Source organism: Roseburia hominis A2-183, assembly GCF_000225345.1.
GTDB classification, from domain to species: domain Bacteria; phylum Bacillota; class Clostridia; order Lachnospirales; family Lachnospiraceae; genus Roseburia; species Roseburia hominis.
Genome location: NC_015977.1, coordinates 3,122,176 through 3,141,619 on the forward strand (window position 1 = coordinate 3,122,176; position 19,444 = coordinate 3,141,619).

General features: G+C 44.9%; 34 protein-coding genes. 1 reads left to right on the plus strand and 33 read right to left on the minus strand.

What is annotated here, in order from left to right:
• The first annotated feature begins 61 nt into the window (after positions 1–61).
• Positions 62–1,984: an EAL domain-containing protein gene (locus RHOM_RS16615; protein ID WP_014080959.1), complete on the plus strand. Its 1,923-nt coding sequence runs from the start codon at positions 62–64 to the stop codon at positions 1,982–1,984.
• Here RHOM_RS16615 and RHOM_RS14070 read toward each other — a convergent pair.
• The 33 genes from RHOM_RS14070 to rplD form a co-directional block, all read right to left on the minus strand.
• Positions 1,953–2,192 (minus strand): hypothetical protein, encoded by a 240-nt coding sequence (locus RHOM_RS14070; protein ID WP_014080960.1) that lies wholly within the window; start codon positions 2,190–2,192, stop codon positions 1,953–1,955. The two genes, RHOM_RS16615 and RHOM_RS14070, sit on opposite strands and share 32 nt — an antisense overlap.
• 39 nt (positions 2,193–2,231) lie before the next feature.
• On the minus strand, positions 2,232–2,663 hold the full coding sequence (locus RHOM_RS14075) for a hypothetical protein (RefSeq protein ID WP_014080961.1): 432 nt from the start codon (positions 2,661–2,663) through the stop codon (positions 2,232–2,234).
• Positions 2,664–2,730: 67 nt separating this feature from the next.
• Positions 2,731–3,165 carry an SseB family protein gene (locus RHOM_RS14080; protein ID WP_014080962.1) on the minus strand — a complete coding sequence of 145 codons (435 nt, stop codon included), beginning with the start codon at positions 3,163–3,165 and terminating at the stop codon, positions 2,731–2,733.
• Between the two features lie 328 nt (positions 3,166–3,493).
• A complete protein-coding gene (locus RHOM_RS14085) occupies positions 3,494–4,030 on the minus strand; it encodes a bL17 family ribosomal protein (protein WP_014080963.1) in 537 nt (178 codons plus the stop codon).
• Positions 4,031–4,326: 296 nt separating this feature from the next.
• Positions 4,327–5,286, minus strand: a complete 960-nt coding sequence (locus RHOM_RS14090; RefSeq protein WP_014080965.1) for a DNA-directed RNA polymerase subunit alpha — start codon at positions 5,284–5,286, stop codon at positions 4,327–4,329.
• A gap of 58 nt (positions 5,287–5,344) precedes the next feature.
• Positions 5,345–5,938, minus strand: coding sequence for a 30S ribosomal protein S4 (gene rpsD, locus RHOM_RS14095; protein ID WP_014080966.1), 594 nt, complete (start codon positions 5,936–5,938; stop codon positions 5,345–5,347).
• A 19-nt stretch (positions 5,939–5,957) separates the two neighbouring features.
• Entirely contained in the window at positions 5,958–6,353 is a 396-nt protein-coding gene (gene rpsK, locus RHOM_RS14100; RefSeq protein ID WP_044024700.1) for a 30S ribosomal protein S11, read from the minus strand.
• A gap of 98 nt (positions 6,354–6,451) precedes the next feature.
• Entirely contained in the window at positions 6,452–6,820 is a 369-nt protein-coding gene (gene rpsM, locus RHOM_RS14105) for a 30S ribosomal protein S13 (protein ID WP_014080968.1), read from the minus strand.
• A gap of 349 nt (positions 6,821–7,169) precedes the next feature.
• The gene (gene rpmJ, locus RHOM_RS14110; RefSeq protein ID WP_003022746.1) at positions 7,170–7,283 is read right to left on the minus strand and encodes a 50S ribosomal protein L36; all 114 of its coding nucleotides are present in this window, start codon (positions 7,281–7,283) and stop codon (positions 7,170–7,172) included.
• A gap of 160 nt (positions 7,284–7,443) precedes the next feature.
• On the minus strand, positions 7,444–7,662 hold the full coding sequence (infA, locus tag RHOM_RS14115; protein WP_006857846.1) for a translation initiation factor IF-1: 219 nt from the start codon (positions 7,660–7,662) through the stop codon (positions 7,444–7,446).
• An 18-nt stretch (positions 7,663–7,680) separates the two neighbouring features.
• Complete coding sequence (locus tag RHOM_RS14120; protein ID WP_014080970.1) at positions 7,681–7,947, minus strand: KOW domain-containing RNA-binding protein; 267 nt, start codon at positions 7,945–7,947, stop codon at positions 7,681–7,683.
• A 33-nt stretch (positions 7,948–7,980) separates the two neighbouring features.
• Complete coding sequence (gene map / locus RHOM_RS14125; RefSeq protein WP_044024701.1) at positions 7,981–8,790, minus strand: type I methionyl aminopeptidase; 810 nt, start codon at positions 8,788–8,790, stop codon at positions 7,981–7,983.
• 1 nt (position 8,791) lies between these two features.
• Complete coding sequence (locus RHOM_RS14130) at positions 8,792–9,436, minus strand: adenylate kinase (protein WP_014080972.1); 645 nt, start codon at positions 9,434–9,436, stop codon at positions 8,792–8,794.
• 91 nt (positions 9,437–9,527) lie between these two features.
• Entirely contained in the window at positions 9,528–10,856 is a 1,329-nt protein-coding gene (gene secY / locus RHOM_RS14135) for a preprotein translocase subunit SecY (protein WP_014080973.1), read from the minus strand.
• Positions 10,856–11,296: a 50S ribosomal protein L15 gene (rplO, locus tag RHOM_RS14140; RefSeq protein ID WP_014080974.1), complete on the minus strand. Its 441-nt coding sequence runs from the start codon at positions 11,294–11,296 to the stop codon at positions 10,856–10,858. The genes secY and rplO overlap by 1 nt, the downstream gene beginning before the upstream one ends.
• A gap of 26 nt (positions 11,297–11,322) precedes the next feature.
• Complete coding sequence (gene rpmD, locus RHOM_RS14145; RefSeq protein ID WP_014080975.1) at positions 11,323–11,508, minus strand: 50S ribosomal protein L30; 186 nt, start codon at positions 11,506–11,508, stop codon at positions 11,323–11,325.
• Positions 11,509–11,521: 13 nt separating this feature from the next.
• Positions 11,522–12,031, minus strand: coding sequence for a 30S ribosomal protein S5 (gene rpsE / locus RHOM_RS14150; RefSeq protein ID WP_014080976.1), 510 nt, complete (start codon positions 12,029–12,031; stop codon positions 11,522–11,524).
• An 18-nt stretch (positions 12,032–12,049) separates the two neighbouring features.
• Positions 12,050–12,418, minus strand: a complete 369-nt coding sequence (rplR, locus tag RHOM_RS14155; RefSeq protein ID WP_014080977.1) for a 50S ribosomal protein L18 — start codon at positions 12,416–12,418, stop codon at positions 12,050–12,052.
• Positions 12,419–12,436: 18 nt separating this feature from the next.
• Positions 12,437–12,976, minus strand: coding sequence for a 50S ribosomal protein L6 (gene rplF / locus RHOM_RS14160; protein ID WP_014080978.1), 540 nt, complete (start codon positions 12,974–12,976; stop codon positions 12,437–12,439).
• Between the two features lie 208 nt (positions 12,977–13,184).
• Positions 13,185–13,586, minus strand: a complete 402-nt coding sequence (rpsH, locus tag RHOM_RS14170; RefSeq protein ID WP_014080980.1) for a 30S ribosomal protein S8 — start codon at positions 13,584–13,586, stop codon at positions 13,185–13,187.
• Between the two features lie 53 nt (positions 13,587–13,639).
• The gene (locus RHOM_RS17125; protein ID WP_006857856.1) at positions 13,640–13,825 is read right to left on the minus strand and encodes a type Z 30S ribosomal protein S14; all 186 of its coding nucleotides are present in this window, start codon (positions 13,823–13,825) and stop codon (positions 13,640–13,642) included.
• Between the two features lie 16 nt (positions 13,826–13,841).
• On the minus strand, positions 13,842–14,381 hold the full coding sequence (gene rplE, locus RHOM_RS14175) for a 50S ribosomal protein L5 (RefSeq protein ID WP_014080981.1): 540 nt from the start codon (positions 14,379–14,381) through the stop codon (positions 13,842–13,844).
• A gap of 22 nt (positions 14,382–14,403) precedes the next feature.
• On the minus strand, positions 14,404–14,715 hold the full coding sequence (rplX, locus tag RHOM_RS14180) for a 50S ribosomal protein L24 (RefSeq protein WP_014080982.1): 312 nt from the start codon (positions 14,713–14,715) through the stop codon (positions 14,404–14,406).
• 12 nt (positions 14,716–14,727) lie between these two features.
• A complete protein-coding gene (gene rplN, locus RHOM_RS14185; protein WP_014080983.1) occupies positions 14,728–15,096 on the minus strand; it encodes a 50S ribosomal protein L14 in 369 nt (122 codons plus the stop codon).
• Between the two features lie 19 nt (positions 15,097–15,115).
• Positions 15,116–15,373 carry a 30S ribosomal protein S17 gene (rpsQ, locus tag RHOM_RS14190; protein ID WP_014080984.1) on the minus strand — a complete coding sequence of 86 codons (258 nt, stop codon included), beginning with the start codon at positions 15,371–15,373 and terminating at the stop codon, positions 15,116–15,118.
• A 26-nt stretch (positions 15,374–15,399) separates the two neighbouring features.
• Positions 15,400–15,609, minus strand: coding sequence for a 50S ribosomal protein L29 (gene rpmC, locus RHOM_RS14195; protein ID WP_014080985.1), 210 nt, complete (start codon positions 15,607–15,609; stop codon positions 15,400–15,402).
• On the minus strand, positions 15,599–16,036 hold the full coding sequence (rplP, locus tag RHOM_RS14200) for a 50S ribosomal protein L16 (protein ID WP_014080986.1): 438 nt from the start codon (positions 16,034–16,036) through the stop codon (positions 15,599–15,601). The genes rpmC and rplP overlap by 11 nt, the downstream gene beginning before the upstream one ends.
• Positions 16,036–16,692, minus strand: a complete 657-nt coding sequence (gene rpsC, locus RHOM_RS14205) for a 30S ribosomal protein S3 (protein WP_014080987.1) — start codon at positions 16,690–16,692, stop codon at positions 16,036–16,038. The genes rplP and rpsC overlap by 1 nt, the downstream gene beginning before the upstream one ends.
• A 14-nt stretch (positions 16,693–16,706) precedes the next feature.
• On the minus strand, positions 16,707–17,102 hold the full coding sequence (rplV, locus tag RHOM_RS14210; RefSeq protein ID WP_014080988.1) for a 50S ribosomal protein L22: 396 nt from the start codon (positions 17,100–17,102) through the stop codon (positions 16,707–16,709).
• Between the two features lie 28 nt (positions 17,103–17,130).
• Positions 17,131–17,412, minus strand: coding sequence for a 30S ribosomal protein S19 (gene rpsS, locus RHOM_RS14215; protein WP_014080989.1), 282 nt, complete (start codon positions 17,410–17,412; stop codon positions 17,131–17,133).
• Between the two features lie 178 nt (positions 17,413–17,590).
• Entirely contained in the window at positions 17,591–18,436 is an 846-nt protein-coding gene (gene rplB / locus RHOM_RS14220; RefSeq protein WP_014080990.1) for a 50S ribosomal protein L2, read from the minus strand.
• Positions 18,437–18,511: 75 nt separating this feature from the next.
• On the minus strand, positions 18,512–18,811 hold the full coding sequence (rplW, locus tag RHOM_RS14225; RefSeq protein WP_014080991.1) for a 50S ribosomal protein L23: 300 nt from the start codon (positions 18,809–18,811) through the stop codon (positions 18,512–18,514).
• Complete coding sequence (gene rplD, locus RHOM_RS14230; RefSeq protein ID WP_014080992.1) at positions 18,811–19,431, minus strand: 50S ribosomal protein L4; 621 nt, start codon at positions 19,429–19,431, stop codon at positions 18,811–18,813. Before rplD ends, rplW begins: the two co-directional genes overlap by 1 nt.
• Positions 19,432–19,444: the final 13 nt, after the last annotated feature.

A 19,444-nucleotide genomic window follows, 5' to 3' on the forward strand; every position in this document is an offset into this window, starting at 1 on the left:
CATAAATTCAGGGAGAAAGCCACTTACATAGATGTTTCTATACGAATGAGGTAATGGAGTTATGAATATAAAAGTACAGGCATGTGGATTTGTTTTATTAGTGATTCTATATCTGCTCTACCATCAGCAGCACACGTTGCAGACGTATTCGCGGCGCGCTTTTTTGCGTTTCTATGCGGTCACGGTGTTATGCATCCTGATGGACATCCTTTCCATTGTCGCAATTGAATCTGCTTCCCATCTGCCTGCACTCTTTGTAACATTTGTGTGCAAAACCTACCTTATCACCCTGGTGCTGACCGCTTTATGCGGTGTTATGTATATCGGCGTGGATATTCTGCTCTCCAACAAAGCCTTCCGGAAAACAGAGCACCTTATCCTGCTTATCACCTCCGTCATCTGTCTTTCCATCTATCTTCTTCCGATTTCCATATACTGTGATCCTGTTACACACATCGTATACACTTATGGTTCTTCTGCACTCATGACGTATCTTGGTGCGGTCGGACTGATCCTGCTGAATTTTGCCCTCATCCTGAAATATTGCAGACAGATCCGTGTGCGCAGACGCACAGGAATGTTACTCTGGATGCTCGTATGGATACTCTCAGCGATCATCCAGTTTTTAAATCCTGAAATCCTGGTTGTGGGATTTGGCAGCTGCCTTGGCGTTGTCATCATTTACCTGCAATTTGAAAATCCTGAAATCAATCTTGACCGCGCAAGCGGTATGTATAACCAGACTGCTTTTTATGAATTCATTCATCAGATCTATTATGACAGGTCTGCTTATACTGCCTTTGTATTCATCAATGATCACCGGTTTTCGGGGGACGACTCACAGCAGACAATGCAGGATCTGGCAAAAAAACTGCTGTCTACTGACGGTGCATACATTTTTAAGACCGCAGATGATGAGATCGTAATGCTGACCCCCGCGTCCATGTGGAATCATGCCGATACTGCTTCCATCCAAAAATTTGCGCTGGACACCTACCTGTCAGCTTCCTCGGGCAGCAATCTGAAAATTCTTTTTCTGGAAGACTGTCTTTTAACACCCTGCCAGGAAGACTTCTTTTCTCTGCTGCGCTATTGCCGCAGGACAAAAATCAAACAGACTGTGCAGCGTTTTATTCCCGTGGATTCCTCTGTCGCAGCACACATGTATGCCGAAAATGATCTGATCCAGAAAATCGACGATGCCATATCGCAAAACCGGATAGAAGTATTTTTTCAGCCCATCTATTCCACAAGGCAGAAGGCTTTTACCTGCGCCGAAGCACTGGTGCGCATGTACGATGCCCACGGAGATCTGCTGCCGATATATGATTCTATCTGCGCTGCCGAAGAGAGCGGTCGCATTCATCAGATCGGTGAGATCGTATTTGAAAAAGTATGCCATGCCATCCGCAACGAACAGCTTGCACAATATGGGCTTCATTACATCGAAGTCAATCTCTCTGTTGCACAGTGTTCCGATGAAAAACTTGCCGAGCGCTATATCCGCATCATGGAACGTTATCAGATTGATCCTTCCAATATCAATCTGGAAATCACTGAATCCGCAACTATGGAGATGAAGCAGACACTGCTTACCAACATGGAAAAGCTGATTTCCTACGGTGTCAGCTTCTCATTGGATGATTTTGGAACCGGTCAGTCTAATCTGAACTATATTGTCGAGATGCCTGTTCAGATCGTCAAATTTGACCGGGTAATGACCCAGGCATATTTTAGCAGCCAGAAAGGCCGTTTTGTCATGAACGCTGCCATGCATATGATTCAGGACATGAAGCTCGGTATTGTCTCCGAGGGAATCGAGACGCAGGAGCAGCTTACTGCAATGGAGCAGCTTGGCATTGACTACATCCAGGGCTTCTATTTTTCAAAGCCTCTTCCGCTCCCAGAGTTCCTTGCTTTTATTAAAAAGCAGGAATGTAAACGAACGCTTTCTATTTCTGCCGCAGTTCCAGATCCGGTTTGATCTTCGATCCCAGATAAATGATCTCCGGATCTTCCGGCTGTCTCTCGCGCAGATCATGCGATATGCGTTTTCCATCCTCCAGCTTGCGAAACTGTCTCTTTCCGGATACCTGTCTCTTATAGTCGATATCCCAGATCACAGAGGCTGCTGCAGAAGCTGCAAGCACCAGCACAATCAGTATTACCAACCCTATCACATATCCATTCATCCACGCGCTCCTCTCTCTTGAACTCTTCAACACCAGACTTTATTCACCGGCTGCCAAATTACCAATGCTGTTCTTTTCATCGTCCAGTTCCTTTTGCATCTGCTGTACCTTTGTATCCTGTGCGATTGCCTGCATAATGCGCTTGACATCCTCCGGCGAAAACATTCCGATCGCCCTGGAAAGCTCGTCCAGATTATCTCTGTTGACCAGCAGACTTCCGCCTCCCGCCAGCGGAATATTGATACATTTCTTCAGATCGGTCGTATCTCCCAGACAGATCCGGTTATTCTCGGTATCACAGGTAAACACAACCCCCTTATAGCAAATCATGCCATTCTCCGCCATTCCACTGTAAGGTGCCGTCTCCAGCTTAAATTCTTTTTCCATGCGGTCTGTTCTGGGCTTATGCGCTTCTCCGCCCGTCCTGCCGTCGTATCTGATCCCATTTTCAAATGCAATCCCAAACGCCATAACTCATTCCCCCTGTTCTTCTGAACGTCTTTCTCTATATATCGGACCTAAATGCCGGGTCTTACAGTCAGGAATGTTGATTTCCCAACACAATCTGGATCAGATTCTTGTCCATCATCAATGTGCGGTTCCAGGGATTTACGATAACACCGTTTATCCCTTCTGTCCCCAATGCAGCTGTGAATAACTTTTCCATATCCGAAAGGAATGTGGACATTACGCTCCCACTCCCCTTTAATTCTTCCTCGAAGCTTGTAAATGCCGCCCACCATTGCTGCCCATCTGCCGTCTGAATTGCCTGAATCTGAATTTTTCCATCTCCCCGCGGCGGTTCCACCGCCACAATAAACTGCCCGCCTTCTTTCATGCGTCTGCGCACTACCGTAAGTGTATGCGCCAGTTCCTCACCAGACGGTGCCTGCTGGAGTTCTCTGATTGCCTGTTCGATCTTCTCATTTCCCTGCAATCCTTCATCCATTTTTCTGTTGTCGTCTCTGTCCATACAGAAAAATCTCCTTTTCCTTCATTGTAATTTTACGATCCTATTCCTTATATATATATCGGATGAAATCACCGGATTACACAGTCAGAAAGCCGTGCTCTCCTATTTTCTACATAAAAAAGAATCTCGCTTGTGAGATTCTCCGCGCGCGAGCGGTTCGCAAAGCGATGTTTTCCTTACCGCGAGCTGCGCATCCTCGCGGAGCGTTTTTTATTTCATAGGAAAGTTCCACTTTCACACATGAATGTATCACGGTATTTCCTATAAAATAAAAAACCGCCCAGACATCATCTGAGCGGTTTCTTCTCTTTTTATAAAATCGATCTGATTATACTAACTCAAGCAGTACTTCCAGAGCGCCATCACCCTTACGCTGACCGATCTTGACGATTCTTGTGTAACCACCATTGCGGTCTGCATACTTCGGAGCGATCTCGTCGAATAACTTTGCAACAAGGTCTACTTCCTTGGTGTTCTTCTTCTTACCAGCAGCATCTGTCGGAACTTCTGTTACAGAGTAAAGAACCTTTAACATCTCTCTACGAGCGTGAAGACGGGAAGGCTTATCTTTCTTGATGGTCTTCTCTACTTCATCGTATACGGTTACTTTCTTACCGTCTACCACTTCTTTTACTCTCTTGCCGTCTTTGTCCTTGCGGGCAACTTTAGCCTTAACAGTAACCTCTTCGAAGTTATCCTTCTCTCTTACTGCCATAGCGATCAGTCCCTCAGCGATCTTGCGGACTTCCTTCGCCTTAGCCTCGGTTGTAACGATCTTGCCGTTGTTTAATAATGCTGTTACCTGACCTCTTAATAAAGCCTTTCTCTGGCTAGAGGTTCTGCTTAACTTACGATACTTTGCCATTTTCTTTTCCTCCATTGATGTGGTACATCCGATGATGCCTTTTGGTCTTACTCATCCGATGCCGCGCGAAACATTTCGCGCAGGAACAAACCCTGTGGATTCATTCCCGTTTGGCTGCTGACATACTCCATGCCTTTCGGTCTTACTGTTTCTGCCATATACTATGATACCTTCTGAATATTCGCTTCCCAGACGGTAGCGCGGATACATGGTACCGTCTGAACGTTAGCAGTTCAGACGGAAGCGCGAAGTTTGACCTGTCAAACTTCTAATGAATCGAGCTTGCTCGATTCTATTTATTCTTCTCCCTGATTCAGCTGAAGCCCGAGCTCTTTTAACTTTGCAAGAACTTCCTCCAAGGACTTACGTCCCAGGTTACGAACTTTCATCATGTCCTCCGGTGTGCGGTTTGTCAATTCCTCAACGGTATTGATTCCGGCTCTCTTCAGACAGTTATAAGAACGAACGGAAAGTTCCAGTTCATCGATGTTCATCTCAAGAACCTTCTCCTTCGCATTATCCTCTTTCTCGATCATAACGTCTGCCTGCTGTGCAGCCTCAGACAGATCGATGAACAGGCTTAAATGCTCGCTCAATACCTTTGCCGCAAGGCTGACAGCCTCATCCGGTTCCAAGGTACCGTTCGTGTATACGTCCAGTGTCAGCTTATCGTAATCGGTAATCTGACCAACACGCGTATTCTCGATAGAAAGGTTGACACGCTCTACCGGTGTATAGATAGAATCGACAGCGATCACACCGATCGGTGTATCCTCGGTCTTATTCTTCTCTGCACTGACATAGCCTCTGCCCTTTGTAATGGTGAGTTCCATGTATAACTTACAATCTGCTCCGCCATTTAAATTGGCAATTACCAGATCCGGATTTAAAATCTGAATATCAGAATCCACCTGGATATCCGCTGCTGTGACTACGCCTTCGCCTTCAAATTCAATGTATGCAACTTTCGGCTCATTCGTAGAACTGTTATTACGGATTGCAAGATTCTTGATGTTCATGATGATCTCAGTTACGTCTTCCTTTACGCCAGGAATCGAACTGAACTCATGCAGCACACCATCAATCTTGACCTGGCTTACAGCCGCACCCGGTAATGAAGAAAGCATGATTCTTCTTAAAGAATTACCAAGTGTTGTACCGTAGCCTCTTTCCAGTGGCTCTACAACAAACCTTCCGTACTTCTTGTCTTCTGAAATTTCTGCGATCTCAATTTTTGGTTTTTGAAAATCGAACACTACAAAATCCCTCCTTCTCGGGTAATTTGCCTATTGGATTGTCTCCGCCTAATCACGATTACTTGGAGTACAACTCGACGATGAGCATCTCGTCAACAGGTACGTCGATCTGCTCTCTGGAAGGTAATTCTTTTACAGTTCCCTGTAATTTCTCAGCGTCAACATCTAACCAATCCGGAACCAGTCTTCCGCCGGTCACCTCAACAATGTCCTTCATTCTCTGAAGACCCTTGTTCTTCTCCTTGATCTCGATTACGTCGCCAGCCTTAACAAGGTAAGAAGGAATATTTACCTGCTTGCCGTTTACTAATACGAACTTGTGATCTACGATCTGTCTTGCTTCCTTTCTGGTTCTTGCGAATCCCATACGGAATACAACGTTGTCTAATCTGGACTCTAACATGGTCATTAAGTTGGTACCAGTCATGCCCTTCATCTGATCAGCCTTCACATAGTAGTTGTGGAACGGCTTCTCTAATACACCGTAGATGAACTTTGCTTTCTGCTTCTCGCGTAACTGAAGACCGTACTCAGACACCTTCTTGTTCGCTCTCTTTAACTCTCTGTTGGATTTCTTATCATATCCTAAGTAGCTTGGCTCTAAACCAAGGGATCTACATCTTTTCAGAACAGGAACTTTATTTACTGCCATTTTCGTCTCTCCCTCCTAATTAAACTCTTCTGCGTTTTGGTGGACGACATCCGTTGTGAGGTACCGGAGTTACATCTTTGATGCTTGTAACCTCAAGACCGCAAGCGGAAAGCGCACGAATTGCTGCTTCTCTTCCTGATCCTGGTCCTTTAACCATAACGTCAACTGTCTTTAATCCGTGTACTAAAGCTGCCTTTGTAGCAGTCTCAGCTGCCATCTGTGCAGCATATGGAGTAGATTTCCTTGAACCTCTAAATCCAAGACCACCGGCACTTGCCCATGATAAAGCATTACCTTCAGCATCTGTGATCGTTACGATCGTGTTGTTGAAAGATGACTGAATATGTGCCTGTCCGCGTTCAACGTTTTTCTTTACACGCTTTTTTGTCACTTTTTTTTGTAACTTTAGCCATATCTAAACTAACCTACTTTCTCAAAATAATCTAATGATTGTATGCAACTGACCGCCATACTTCACCCGTGGCGATCCTACGAACGGAATCGAAAAAGTAATTACTTCTTCTTGTTAGCAACCGTACGCTTCGGTCCCTTTCTGGTTCTTGCATTGGTCTTTGTCTTCTGACCACGAACCGGAAGACCTTTTCTGTGACGGATTCCACGATAGCATCCGATCTCCTGAAGTCTCTTGATGTTCATGGCGATTTCTCTTCTTAAATCACCTTCTACAGTCTGACTCTCGTCGATAACTGCACTGATTCTCTTAACCTCATCATCTGTCAGATCTCTGACACGGGTATTCGGGTCTACTTTTGCTTCTGCAAGGATGCGGTTAGAACTTGTTCTACCGATTCCGTAGATATAAGTCAGACCGATCTCAACACGTTTTTCTCTTGGTAAATCTACACCTGCGATACGAGCCATGTGCTTTTTAACCTCCATTGATTCATATGATGCCTGTGATACACACTGCGCATCTTGTTATTTTCTGATTCCTGCGACTGTCCAGATGACAGACCGCGTCTTTAAGCAAGCCACTTGACATCATGACTTTTTACGTTCAAGAATCTGCTGCGGCAGCTCCGTTGTCCTCCGGCCTGAAATGTGTGCCCTCGCAATTCCCTCGTATTCCGGATGATTCTCCCCTGCGTCCTCGGTATGTAAACGCAAAAAAGCAGCTATCCCTGCTGTTTCATATGATAACAGTGCGAACAACTCATCCTGGTGTTCCACTGCAGCCGCACATAATGAAAGCGCAAAAAGACAAGAACAATTAGCCCTGTCTCTGCTTGTGTTTCGGATTCTCACAGATAATTCTGATGCTTCCTTTTCTCTTGATGACTTTGCATTTCTCGCAAATAGGCTTAACTGATGATCTTACCTTCACAGCAAATCCTCCTTTCCAAACAATGAATGGCACGCACCCGCGTGCATCTCTCATGTTCTATCATAGCTCTTCTTGGCGCACTACATGCGCAAAAAGGCACTATCCAAAAGTGTCCGTTTAGCATTATAGCATGAACACTTATTAGAAGTCAATTCTTTTTTTACTTATCTCTCCAGATAATTCTGCCCTTTGTCAGGTCATACGGAGACATCTCAATGGTTACTTTATCACCCGGAAGAATACGAATAAAATTCATCCGCAGCTTTCCGCTGATGGTCGCCAGAATCTGATGGCCATTCTCAAGCTCTACCTTAAAGAATGCGTTCGGCAACTTCTCTACCACTGTTCCTTCTACTTCAATCACATCTGCCTTTGACATAAATAAATCCTCCTAATATTATGATTCTGCACGCTCTTTCAAAATACGCACATACGCTTTGATTGCCCTCTTTACCGTAAGATCGGTAACTTCCTGTTCCAGACATCCCAGAACCTCATCCGGTAATCTGTGAATGATCTGAATATGTTTTCTGTTCTTTTTCTTCGGTTCCGCAAGCAGCTTCACATTGCCGTCCGCCAGATACACGAACCGCTCATCCTTTCCGGTAACCAGATAAATATGGTTCCTGTCATGGCCTGCCATGGATTTTGCAAATTCAATCATACTATCTCTTTCTCCATTCGCTTACTGACCGGTCTATGACTCTGTCTGCCTGCCCAGATACTGATTCCATCTGCCTGTCGCAATCTCAGATTCTGTAAGCGTAAAGATCTCCGGTTCACCGTCAGTGATCAGAATCGTGTTCTCATAGTGTGCAGAAAGCGACCAGTCTTCTGTGACAACTGTCCAGTCATCGTCCATCCATACCACTTCGGCAGATCCCAGATCTACCATCGGTTCAATGGCAAGTGTCATACCGGGTCTTAACTTGATACCGCGCCGGAACTGTCTGAAATTCGGGATCTCCGGATCTTCATGCATATGCTTGCCGATGCCGTGCCCACACAGGTCACGCACAACTCCATAGCCAAAACTTCCGGCATAATCACCGATCGCCGCAGAGATCTGATGCAGATGATTGCCTGCTGTCGCAAACTTAATACCCTCGAAAAAGCTCTGTCTGGTTCTCTCTATCAAAAGCTTCGCGTCATCCGAGATCTCACCGACACCGTGCGTTCTCGCCGCATCGGACTGATACCCTTTGTAGATCACACCCGCGTCAAGGCTTACGATGTCGCCCTCCTCAATGATGCGGTCTGCACGCGGGATTCCGTGTACGACCTCCTCGTTGATCGATACGCAGATTGATGCGGGATAACCCTGATAACCTTTAAATGACGGTTCGCATCCAAAGCTTCGAATCATTTCTTCTCCCAGTCTGTCAACCTCGAGTGTTGACATTCCCGGCTTTAATTCTTTTCCCAGCTGCTCATGCACTTTTGCAAGTATTTTCCCCGCCTCGCGCATAAGTTCTATTTCCTGGGGGGATTTAATCGTTACAGACATGTTACTCTCCTAATATTGCCACAATATCCGCAAACACTTTTTCCATCGGCTGTGTACCGTCTACGGACTTTAAGATGTTCTGCTTCTTATAATAATCGATCAGCGGCTGTGTCTGCTCATGATATACCTTAAGACGCTTCTGTACGGTCTCCGGCTTATCATCGTCTCTGAGTACCACTGAATTACCGCAGCGGTCACAGATTCCCTCCACCTTGGTCGGAATGGAAACAATGTGGTAGGTTGCGCCACAGTTTAAGCATGCGCGTCTTCCGCTCATACGGTTCACAATGTTCTCATCCGGAACATCTACATCGATTGCGAAGTCCATCTTCTGGCCGATCTTAACAAGCGCTGCATCCAGAGCTTCCGCCTGCGGGATCGTTCTTGGAAATCCGTCGAGCACAAATCCATTCTTGCAGTCCTCCTGCTGAATGCGGTCCATCACCAGATCACAGGTCAGCTCATCCGGCACCAGAAGGCCCTGATCCATGTACTTTTTCGCTTTCTGTCCCAGTTCTGTGCCGTTCTTGATGTTTGCGCGGAAAATATCGCCTGTGGAAATATGCGGAATGCTGTACTTATCTGCAATCTGCTTTGCCTGTGTTCCCTTACCGGCTCCCGGAGCCCCTAACATAATAATTTTCATAGGAATACCTCTCCTCTTTCTTTTTAAGCGAAAACGCTGAACTTATAAAATAAGTCCAGCGTTCCTTCCCATATCCAACAGCTCTGCTGGATCAATCATTTAAAAATCCTTTATAATAACGTACACGCATCTGCGATTCGATCTGCTTTAAGGTCTCGATAACGACACCTACGATAATGATGATGGACGTTCCACCGAAAGATACATCCGCACCAAACACACCGTTAAAGAAAATCGGAACAAACGCGATGAACGCGAGTGCAACCGCACCTATAAAGACAATATAATTCAGGATTCGGTTCAGGTAATCACTGGTCGGCTTACCCGGACGAATACCCGGAATAAATCCGCCTGCTTTTTTCATGTTGTTTGCAATCTCCAACGGATTAAACGTAATCGATGTATAGAAATATGCAAACGCAATGATCAATACGATGTATACAACCAGTCCGATCGAATAAATCGGCTCGCTTGGATTACACCAATTTGACTGTGACATACCTCTTAAGATCTTGCTCCCAATACCTGTTCCATTTCCTTTGCCAAGAAGACTGGCAATGATTACCGGCGTCTGCAACAGTGACTGTGCAAAGATAACCGGGATAACACCACCGGTGTTTACCTTGAGAGGAATGTATGTTGACTGACCGCCAACCTGCTTTCTTCCCTGGATCTTCTTGGAATACTGTACCGGAATTCTTCTCTCGCCGCCCTGTAAGTATACAACAAACAGTACCATTCCAACAATGATTGCAAGAATGATAACAGCCGCAAGAATTGCTTTCGGTACATTCTTACCTGAAATAAACTGATCATACAGCGTCTTAATATCATCCGGCATACGGGAGATAATGTTGATAGTAAGTACGATGGAAATACCGTTTCCAACGCCCTTCTCCGTGATTCTCTCACCAATCCACATAAGAACAGCAGATCCCGCCGTCAATGTGAAGATAACCATGATAATATCAAGAACACCCTGGTATCCACTGCTGAATTCCAGATAACCGCCTCTTCTGAAGCCGATTGTCATTGCAACCGCCTCGATGAGCGCTAAAGCAACCGTCAGATATCTGGTGATCTCTGCGATCTTTTTACGACCTTCCTCTCCGTCACGCTGCATTTCTTCCAACTTTGGAATCGCGATTGTAAGAAGCTGCATTATGATGGATGACGTGATGTACGGGGTAATGTTCAATGCAAAGATAGACATTCTGTAGAAAGAACCTCCCGTGATTGCATCAAAGAATCCCATTCCATCTGCGGTCTGGCTTGCAAACCAGTTCGCAAATACATCACTGTCAACACCAGGAATCGGAAGACAGCTTCCGATTCTGATGACGATTAACATCAAAAATGTAAAAATAATCTTTTTGCGAATATCTTTAATCTTAAATGCATTACGGAGTGTCTCTAGCATTAGATCACCTCTGCTTTTCCACCAAGAGCCTCAATTTTTTCTTTTGCGCTTGCGCTGAATGCATTTGCCTGAACGGTGAGTTTCTTAGTAAGTTCGCCATTACCAAGGATCTTAACGCCATCTCTTGGATTCTTAACAACGCCTGCCTCGATCAATGTCTCAACAGATACAACTGCGCCGTCCTCGAATGCCTCAAGAGCTGAAAGGTTAATTCCGATGATTGTCTTGGAGTTTCTGCACTTGAAACCTCTCTTAGGCAATCTTCTGTATAATGGCATCTGACCACCTTCGAAACCTGGTCTTGGTGCTCCGGAACGAGCCTTCTGTCCCTTATGTCCCTTACCAGCAGTCTTACCATTTCCTGATCCGTGTCCGCGTCCTCTTCTGAAATTATCACTCTGAGTGGAACCTGCCGCTCCCTGTAAATTTGATAAGTCCATTACCGACACCTCCTTATCCTCTTATTTTAAACTTCTTCTACTTTCACATATGGTGCAACCTTGCGAAGCGCGCCTGCTGTTGCAGCGTTGTCCGGAAGCTCAACAGTCTTGTAAAGCTTGCTGAGTCCCAGTGCTTCGATAGTCTTCTTGTTCTTCGGAACTGCACCGATCGTGGATTTAATAAGTGTAACTTTAAGTTTCTTCTCTGCCATCTTAAATTCCTCCTTAACCTACGATCTCTTCTACGGATTTACCGCGAAGCTTCGCTACTTCTTCCGGAGACTTTAACTGGCTCAAAGCGTTTAACGTTGCAAGAACAACGTTCTGCTTATTGTTTGAACCTAAAGACTTTGTACGGATGTTCTTGATACCTGCAAGCTCACATACGTTACGTGCAGGACCACCAGCGATGATACCAGTACCATCCGGAGACTTCTTTAATAATACGGAAGCACCGGTGTGCTTACCAATAACATCATGTGTGATACTGTCAACCTCATCCAGCTTTACTGTGATGAGCTTCTTCATAGCATCCTCTTTGCCCTTGCGGATTGCCTCCGGGATCTCGGCTGCTTTACCCAAACCTGCACCAACATGGCCATTGCCGTCGCCGACAACAACTAAAGCTGTAAAACGGAAGTTACGTCCACCTTTAACAACCTTTGTTACACGTTTGATTGACACTACTTTTTCTTCTAACTCTAACTGACTAGCATCAATAATTTCACGTTTCATGTTTTGCGTTTCCTCCTATTAAAATTCTAATCCAGCTTCTCTTGCTGCATCGGCTAAAGCTTTCACTTTTCCCTGATATATGAAACCGCCGCGATCGAATACAACCGTGTTGATACCCTTGTCTAATGCTTTCTTAGCGATAACGGTACCAAGCTTTGCTGCTGCTTCAACGTTATTCGTCTTCTCTAACTCTGCCTTTACGTCCTTCTCAAGAGTAGAAGCAGAAACAAGTGTATTTCCGACTGTATCATCAATAATCTGAGCGTACATATGATTATTACTTCTGAACACAGCCAGGCGTGGTCTCTCTGCAGTGCCTACGAGATGATGACGCATTCTTCTATGCTTATTTTCGCGAACTGCTGTTCTTGATTTCTTACTAACCATTTTTCGTCACTCCTTTAATTATTTCTTACCAGTCTTACCAACTTTACGTCTGATAACTTCATCAGCATACTTGATACCCTTGCCCTTATACGGTTCAGGTCTTCTCTTATCTCTGATTTCCGCTGCGTACTGGCCGACCTTCTCTTTATCGATACCTGATACAATGATCTTGTTTCCATCAACTTTGGACTCAAGTCCCTCCGGATCGGTCATCTCAACCGGATGTGAGTATCCAAGGTTTAAAGTAAGGACTTTTCCAGACTTGGAAGCTCTGTAACCAACACCGTTTACCTCGAGCTCCTTTGTATATCCATCAGTTACACCAACAACCATGTTGTGGATCAGTGTTCTTGTCAATCCATGTAAGGATTTCATTTTCTTCAAATCGTTCGGTCTTGTAACGATTACTTCGTCACCCTCTAATTTGATGTCCATCTCGGACGGAAGGGTTCTCTCAAGAGTTCCCTTAGGACCTTTTACAGTCACATGATTATTTTCTGCAATATCCACTGTTACACCAGCCGGAACTGCGATTGGCATTCTTCCTATACGTGACATGCCCGTACCTCCTAATTTGTGCTTATATCATTGCGGCTTGCGCCGTAGTTACCCGATTCGGTAAGAACCTCCTCCAGGTTAAGTAACCCGGAAGAACCGAAAGCAACATTGCTTCTGGACAGACCAGAGACAGATGCTCCCGGAAGATGCTCTCGGAAGAACCAGCCTTTGGTTCTTCCGATTTTGTCCGTCCAATGGCGGGCAAAATCTACCATACGAAAGCTAATACTTCGCCACCAACCTGAAGCTTTCTTGCTTCCTTGTCAGTGATGATTCCCTGGTTTGTGGAAAGAATTGCGATTCCCAGTCCGCCAAGAACTCTCGGGAGCTCATCCTTGCCAGCGTATACACGAAGTCCCGGCTTGGAGATTCTCTTTAATCCTGTGATAATCTTCTCGTTCTTGTCTGCGCCGTACTTTAAAGTAATGCGCATGGTCTTGAAGTTACCATCTTCAACAATATCATATTTTGCGATATATCCCTCATCTACAAGAATGTCAGCGATAGCAATTTTCATCTTAGATGCAGGAACGTCAACTGTATCATGTTTAGCAGTGTTTGCATTACGGATTCTTGTAAGCATATCTGCGATTGGATCACTCGTAGTCATGATTGTATATTTCCTCCTTATTATTGATTGCAGCAAATATGCTGCACGGTCTTTTACCAGCTTGCTTTCTTAACACCTGGTATCTGGCCCTTGTATGCTAACTCACGGAAACATACTCTGCAGATTCCGTATTTTCTTAAAACAGAATGTGGACGACCACAAATTTTGCAACGTGTGTAAGCTCTGGTAGAGAACTTTGGTTTACGCTGCTGTTTTACTTTCATACTTGTCTTAGCCATTAAAATTCCCTCCTACTTATTTGGCGAATGGCATATTGAACTGTGTCAATAATTCGCGAGCTTCCTCGTCTGTCTTGGCAGTGGTTACGAAGATGATGTCCATACCACGTACCTTGTCAACCTTATCGTACTCGATCTCCGGGAAGATTAACTGCTCTTTGATACCAAGGGCATAGTTTCCACGACCGTCAAACGCGTTCGGGTTAACACCTCTAAAGTCACGTACACGAGGTAATGCTAAGTTGATCAAACGATCCATGAACTCATACATCTTCTCGCCACGTAAAGTTGTCTTACATCCGATTGCCATACCTTCTCTGATCTTGAAGTTTGCAATAGAATTCTTTGCCTTGGTTGCAACCGCTTTCTGTCCTGTGATTGCTTCCATATCCTTAATAGCAGCCTCTAATAACTTTGCGTTCTCTTTGGCTTCGCCAACGCCCATGTTGACAACGATCTTGTCGAGCTTCGGCACTTCCATAATATTCTTATAACCGAATTTCTTGATCATAGCATCTACGATCTCATTCTGGTACTGTTCTTTCAGTCTGCTCACCTGATTGGCCTCCTCTCTCTAATTAGTCGATTACTTCGCCTGTAGATTTTGCGAAACGTACCTTCTTGTCTCCATCCATCTTGAAACCAACACGGGTAGGCTTTCCGTTGTGAAGATACATTACATTAGAAATATCGATCGGTCCCTCCTGGTGAACGATGCCGCCCTGCTGATTCTGCATACTTGGCTTTGTATGCTTTGTCACCATGTTGACGCCTTCAACCAATACAGTTCCGTCTTTTCTGTTAACAGCAATGACTTTGCCTTCGCTGTTGATATCTTTACCAGCGATTACTTTGACCATATCGCCTTTTTTAATTTTCATGGTTGCCATATTCCGATCCTCCTACAATACTTCCGGAGCTAAGGAAACAATTTTCATGAACTGTTTCTCACGAAGCTCTCTAGCTACTGGTCCAAAAATACGTGTTCCTCTCGGAGTTTTATCATCTTTGATGATGACTGCTGCGTTCTCATCAAATTTGATGTAAGAACCATCTTTACGACGTGCGCCCTTTACGGAACGAACAACTACAGCCTTCACAACGTCGCCCTTTTTAACAACACCGCCTGGTGTTGCATCTTTGACCGTAGCAACAATAACGTCACCAATATTCGCATATCTTCTAGTAGATCCACCCATAACACGGATAACGAGCAGCTCTTTTGCTCCTGTGTTATCGGCTACCTTAAGTCTACTTTCCTGCTGTACCATGCTTGTAGCCTCCTTCTAACTATTTTGCTCTTTCCATGATTTCTACAAGTCTCCATCTCTTATCCTTGGATAAAGGTCTTGTTTCCATTACTCTGACTTTGTCACCGATCTTGCACTCGTTATTCTCGTCATGAGCCTTTAATTTATATGTTTTCTTAACGATCTTGTTGTAAAGAGGATGTCTTACGTTATCCTGGATTGCAACAGTAATTGTCTTATCCATCTTGTCGCTTACAACAATACCAACACGTGTTTTTCTAAGATTTCTTTCTTCCACGACTGACTATTCTCCTTTCTGGAATCCTACTGCGCAACTTTTTCTTTCTCAGTAATGATCGTCTGAATTCTTGCAATGTTCTTTCTTACTTCTTTGATTCTGCTTGTATTATCTAACTGATTGGTTGCGTTCTGGAATCTCAAATTGAAAAGTTCTTTTTTAGCCTCTACTAACTGCGCGCTCAAATCTGCGACAGACTGGGTTTTTAATTCTTCTAAATATTTACTAGTTTTCATTTGATACACCGCCTTCTAAATCCGCACGAGAAACTACTTTACATTTGCAAGGTAATTTGTGTGTAGCAAGACGTAACGCTTCTTTCGCAACGTCTTCCGGAACACCGGAGATTTCAAATAATACACGACCTGGTTTCACAACAGCTACCCAATACTCCAGGGAGCCTTTTCCTTTACCCATACGAACACCCATAGGCTTCTGCGTTACAGGCTTCTCCGGGAAAATCTTGATCCAGACTTTACCACCACGCTTGATGTATCTTGTCATAGCGATACGGGCTGCCTCGATCTGGTTTGCTTTGATCCAACATGGTTCCAGAGCAACAATACCGTACTCACCGTAGGTGATTGTGTTTCCTCTGGTTGCCTTTCCTGTCATGGAACCACGGAACTGCTTTCTATGCTTTACTCTCTTTGGCATTAACATTAGTTAGCTCCCCCTTCCTTATTCGCTCTTACCGGAAGTACCTCGCCCTTGTAGATCCATACCTTAACGCCGACCTTACCATAAGTAGTGTCTGCCTCAGCGAATCCATAATCAATATCTGCGCGAAGTGTCTGAAGCGGAATCGTACCCTCAGAGTAGAACTCTGTACGAGCCATATCAGCACCGCCAAGACGTCCGGAGCAGGATGTCTTAATACCCTTTGCGCCAGCCTTCATGGTTCTTCCCATGCAGGACTTCATTGCTCTACGGAAAGAAACACGGTTCTCTAACTGTAATGCAATGTTCTCAGCTACTAACTGAGCATCGCGGTCCGGTCTCTTTACTTCCTTAATATCTACAACCAACTTCTTGTCTGTGAACTTCTGAACCTCGCCCTTGATCTTCTCGATCTCAGCGCCGCCCTTACCGATAACAACGCCCGGCTTTGCGGTATAGATGATAACCTTTACACGATCAGATGCTCTCTCGATCTCGATCTTGGAAACACCTGCCGCGTATAACTTCTTCTTAAGATAAGTTCTGATATTGTAGTCTTCCACTAAGAAATCTGCGAAATCTGCTTCCGCATACCATTTAGAGTCCCAATCTTTGATAACGCCGACTCTTAAGCCATGTGGATTAACTTTCTGTCCCATGTTTGACCTCCTTATTATTTCTCATCCAGCACGATTGTAATGTGGCTCATTCTCTTCTCGATTCTGTAAGCTCTGCCCTGTGCTCTTGGTCTGATTCTCTTCATTGTTGGTCCCTTGTTTGCATAACACTCTGCAACATACAGGTTCTCCAACTTGTAATTCTTCTCCGGATAATTGTTCTCAGCATTTGCGATTGCTGACTCTAACAGTTTCTTAACCACGCTGGAAGCGTAACGCGGATTGTAGGATACGATAGCTAATGCTGTCTGAGCGTCCTTTCCACGAATTGCGTCTAATACGAAGCATGCTTTCTGAACAGACACTCTTGCATAAGATAACTTTGCGGATGGTCTGGTATCTTTTACTTCATTTCTCTCTCTCTTGATCTTACTTCTATGTCCCTTAGCCATGGATGAAACCTCCTTTCAAAAATAGTTCTTATCTAACGCCTGACTTCTTCTCGTCTTTTCCATGTCCTCTGTAAGTTCTTGTAGCAACGAACTCACCAAGCTTATGTCCAACCATATCCTCTGTCACATATACCGGTACATGCTTTCTTCCGTCATGAACAGCGATTGTGTGACCTACGAACTGTGGGAAGATGGTAGAACGGCGTGACCATGTCTTAATTACAGACTTGTCACCGGCTTTGCTCATAGCATCTACTTTTTTCAGTAAGCTTTCATCTGCAAATGGTCCTTTTTTTAATGAACGAGCCATAATTTACCTCCTAATATTATCAGTCCTTACACACACCCGTGTGTTTCCTCGGACTACGAACATCTTGTTTATTATAGCAGAACATGCCGGAAGAAGCAAGTACAACTTCTCCCGGTCAAATTCCAGCTTATTTGTATATTTTTGACAAACACCCGATGGGCTTATCAATGGTTGAAACTTATTTCAACGCCTTACCGTCTCTTCTTCTTACGATCATCTTGTTAGAAGACTTGTTCTTCTTTCTGGTCTTAAGACCAAGAGCAGGCTTGCCCCAAGGTGTGCATGGGCCCGGACGTCCGATCGGAGCACGGCCCTCACCACCTCCATGTGGATGGTCATTCGGGTTCATAACAGAACCACGTACAGTCGGGCGAACACCCATGTGACGCTTACGTCCTGCTTTACCGATATTTACAAGGTTGTGATCTCCATTACCAATCACACCGATGGTTGCGCGGCAGTTTAACGGAACCATACGCATCTCGCCGGACGGAAGTCTTAACGTTGCGTACTTTCCTTCCTTTGCCATGAGCTGTGCGCTCATACCAGCGGAACGAACCATCTGTCCGCCCTTGCCAGGATGAAGCTCTACATTGTGCACCTGGGTACCAACCGGGATATTCTCGAGCGGTAAGCAGTTACCAACACGAACCTCTGCAGCAGCACCACTCATAACAGTCATGCCATCTGTGAGTCCTGCCGGAGCAAGGATGTATGCCTTCTCGCCGTCTGCGTAGCAGATCAGAGCGATGTTTGCTGTTCTGTTCGGATCGTACTCAATACCAACAACCTTTGCCGGAATTCCGTCTTTGCTGTTTCTCTTGAAGTCGATGACTCTGTATTTTCTTCTGTTTCCACCGCCGTGATGTCTAACGGTGATCTTTCCCTGATTGTTACGACCAGCGTTCTTCTTTAAAGAAGTAGTGAGCGCTTTCTCCGGTGTTGTCTTTGTGATCTCGGAGAAATCGGAGCCAGTCATATTTCTTCTGGAAGGTGTATATGGGTTGTATGTCTTAATTCCCATTGTTGTTCTCCTTTCGATGTTTGTTATCGCGCATCGCTGCGCCTAGTTTGCTATCAGAATGAAACGCTTTTCATCTTACAGTCCAGCGAAGATCTCGATGTCCTTGCTGTCTGCTGTTAATGTTACGATAGCTTTCTTGGTCTTGGCAGTCTTACCGGTTACCATTCCACGTCTCTTGTTCTTGCCGTCCATGTTCATGGTGTTGACGCTTGCAACCTTTGTTCCCTCGAACATTTTCTCAACTGCTTCCTTGATCATGGACTTGTTTGCTTCCGGGTGAACTAAGAATGTATACTTCTTCTCAGCCATTGCTGCCATGCTCTTCTCTGTTACTACTGGTTTGAGGATTACATCATAATACTGTACGTTTGCCATTATGCATACACCTCCTCGATCGTCTTTACAGCGTCCTTTGTTACAACAACCGTATCATACTTCAGAACGTCAAATACGTTCAGCTCATTTGTCTGAGCAGTCTTTACAGTCGGAACGTTGTCTGCGGATTTGATTACGTTGACATCCATATCGTTCAATACAACAAGTGCCTTCTCAACCTTTAAGTTCTTCATAACCTCTACGAACTTCTTGGTCTTGATCTCGTCAAGCTTTAACTCGTCGAGAACGATGAACTTGTTCTCAGCAACTCTTGAAGTAAGTGCAGACTTTAATGCTGCTCTCTTCTCTTTCTTGTTGAGCTTGAAAGAATAATCTCTTGGTACCGGAGCGAATACTACGCCACCATGTGTCCACTGCGGAGCTCTGGTTGAACCCTGTCTTGCATGTCCGGTTCCCTTCTGTCTCCATGGTTTTCTACCACCACCGCGTACTTCGGAACGGGTCTTAGCCTTCTGTGTTCCCTGGCGGTTGTTTGCAAGCTGCTGAAGGACTGCCATGTGTACTAAATGCTCATTCACTTCTACTCCGAAGATAGCATCGTTCAATTCAAGGCTGTCAACTTCCTTGCCTTCCATATTATAAACAGCTACTTTAGCCATCGTTTAGTTCCTC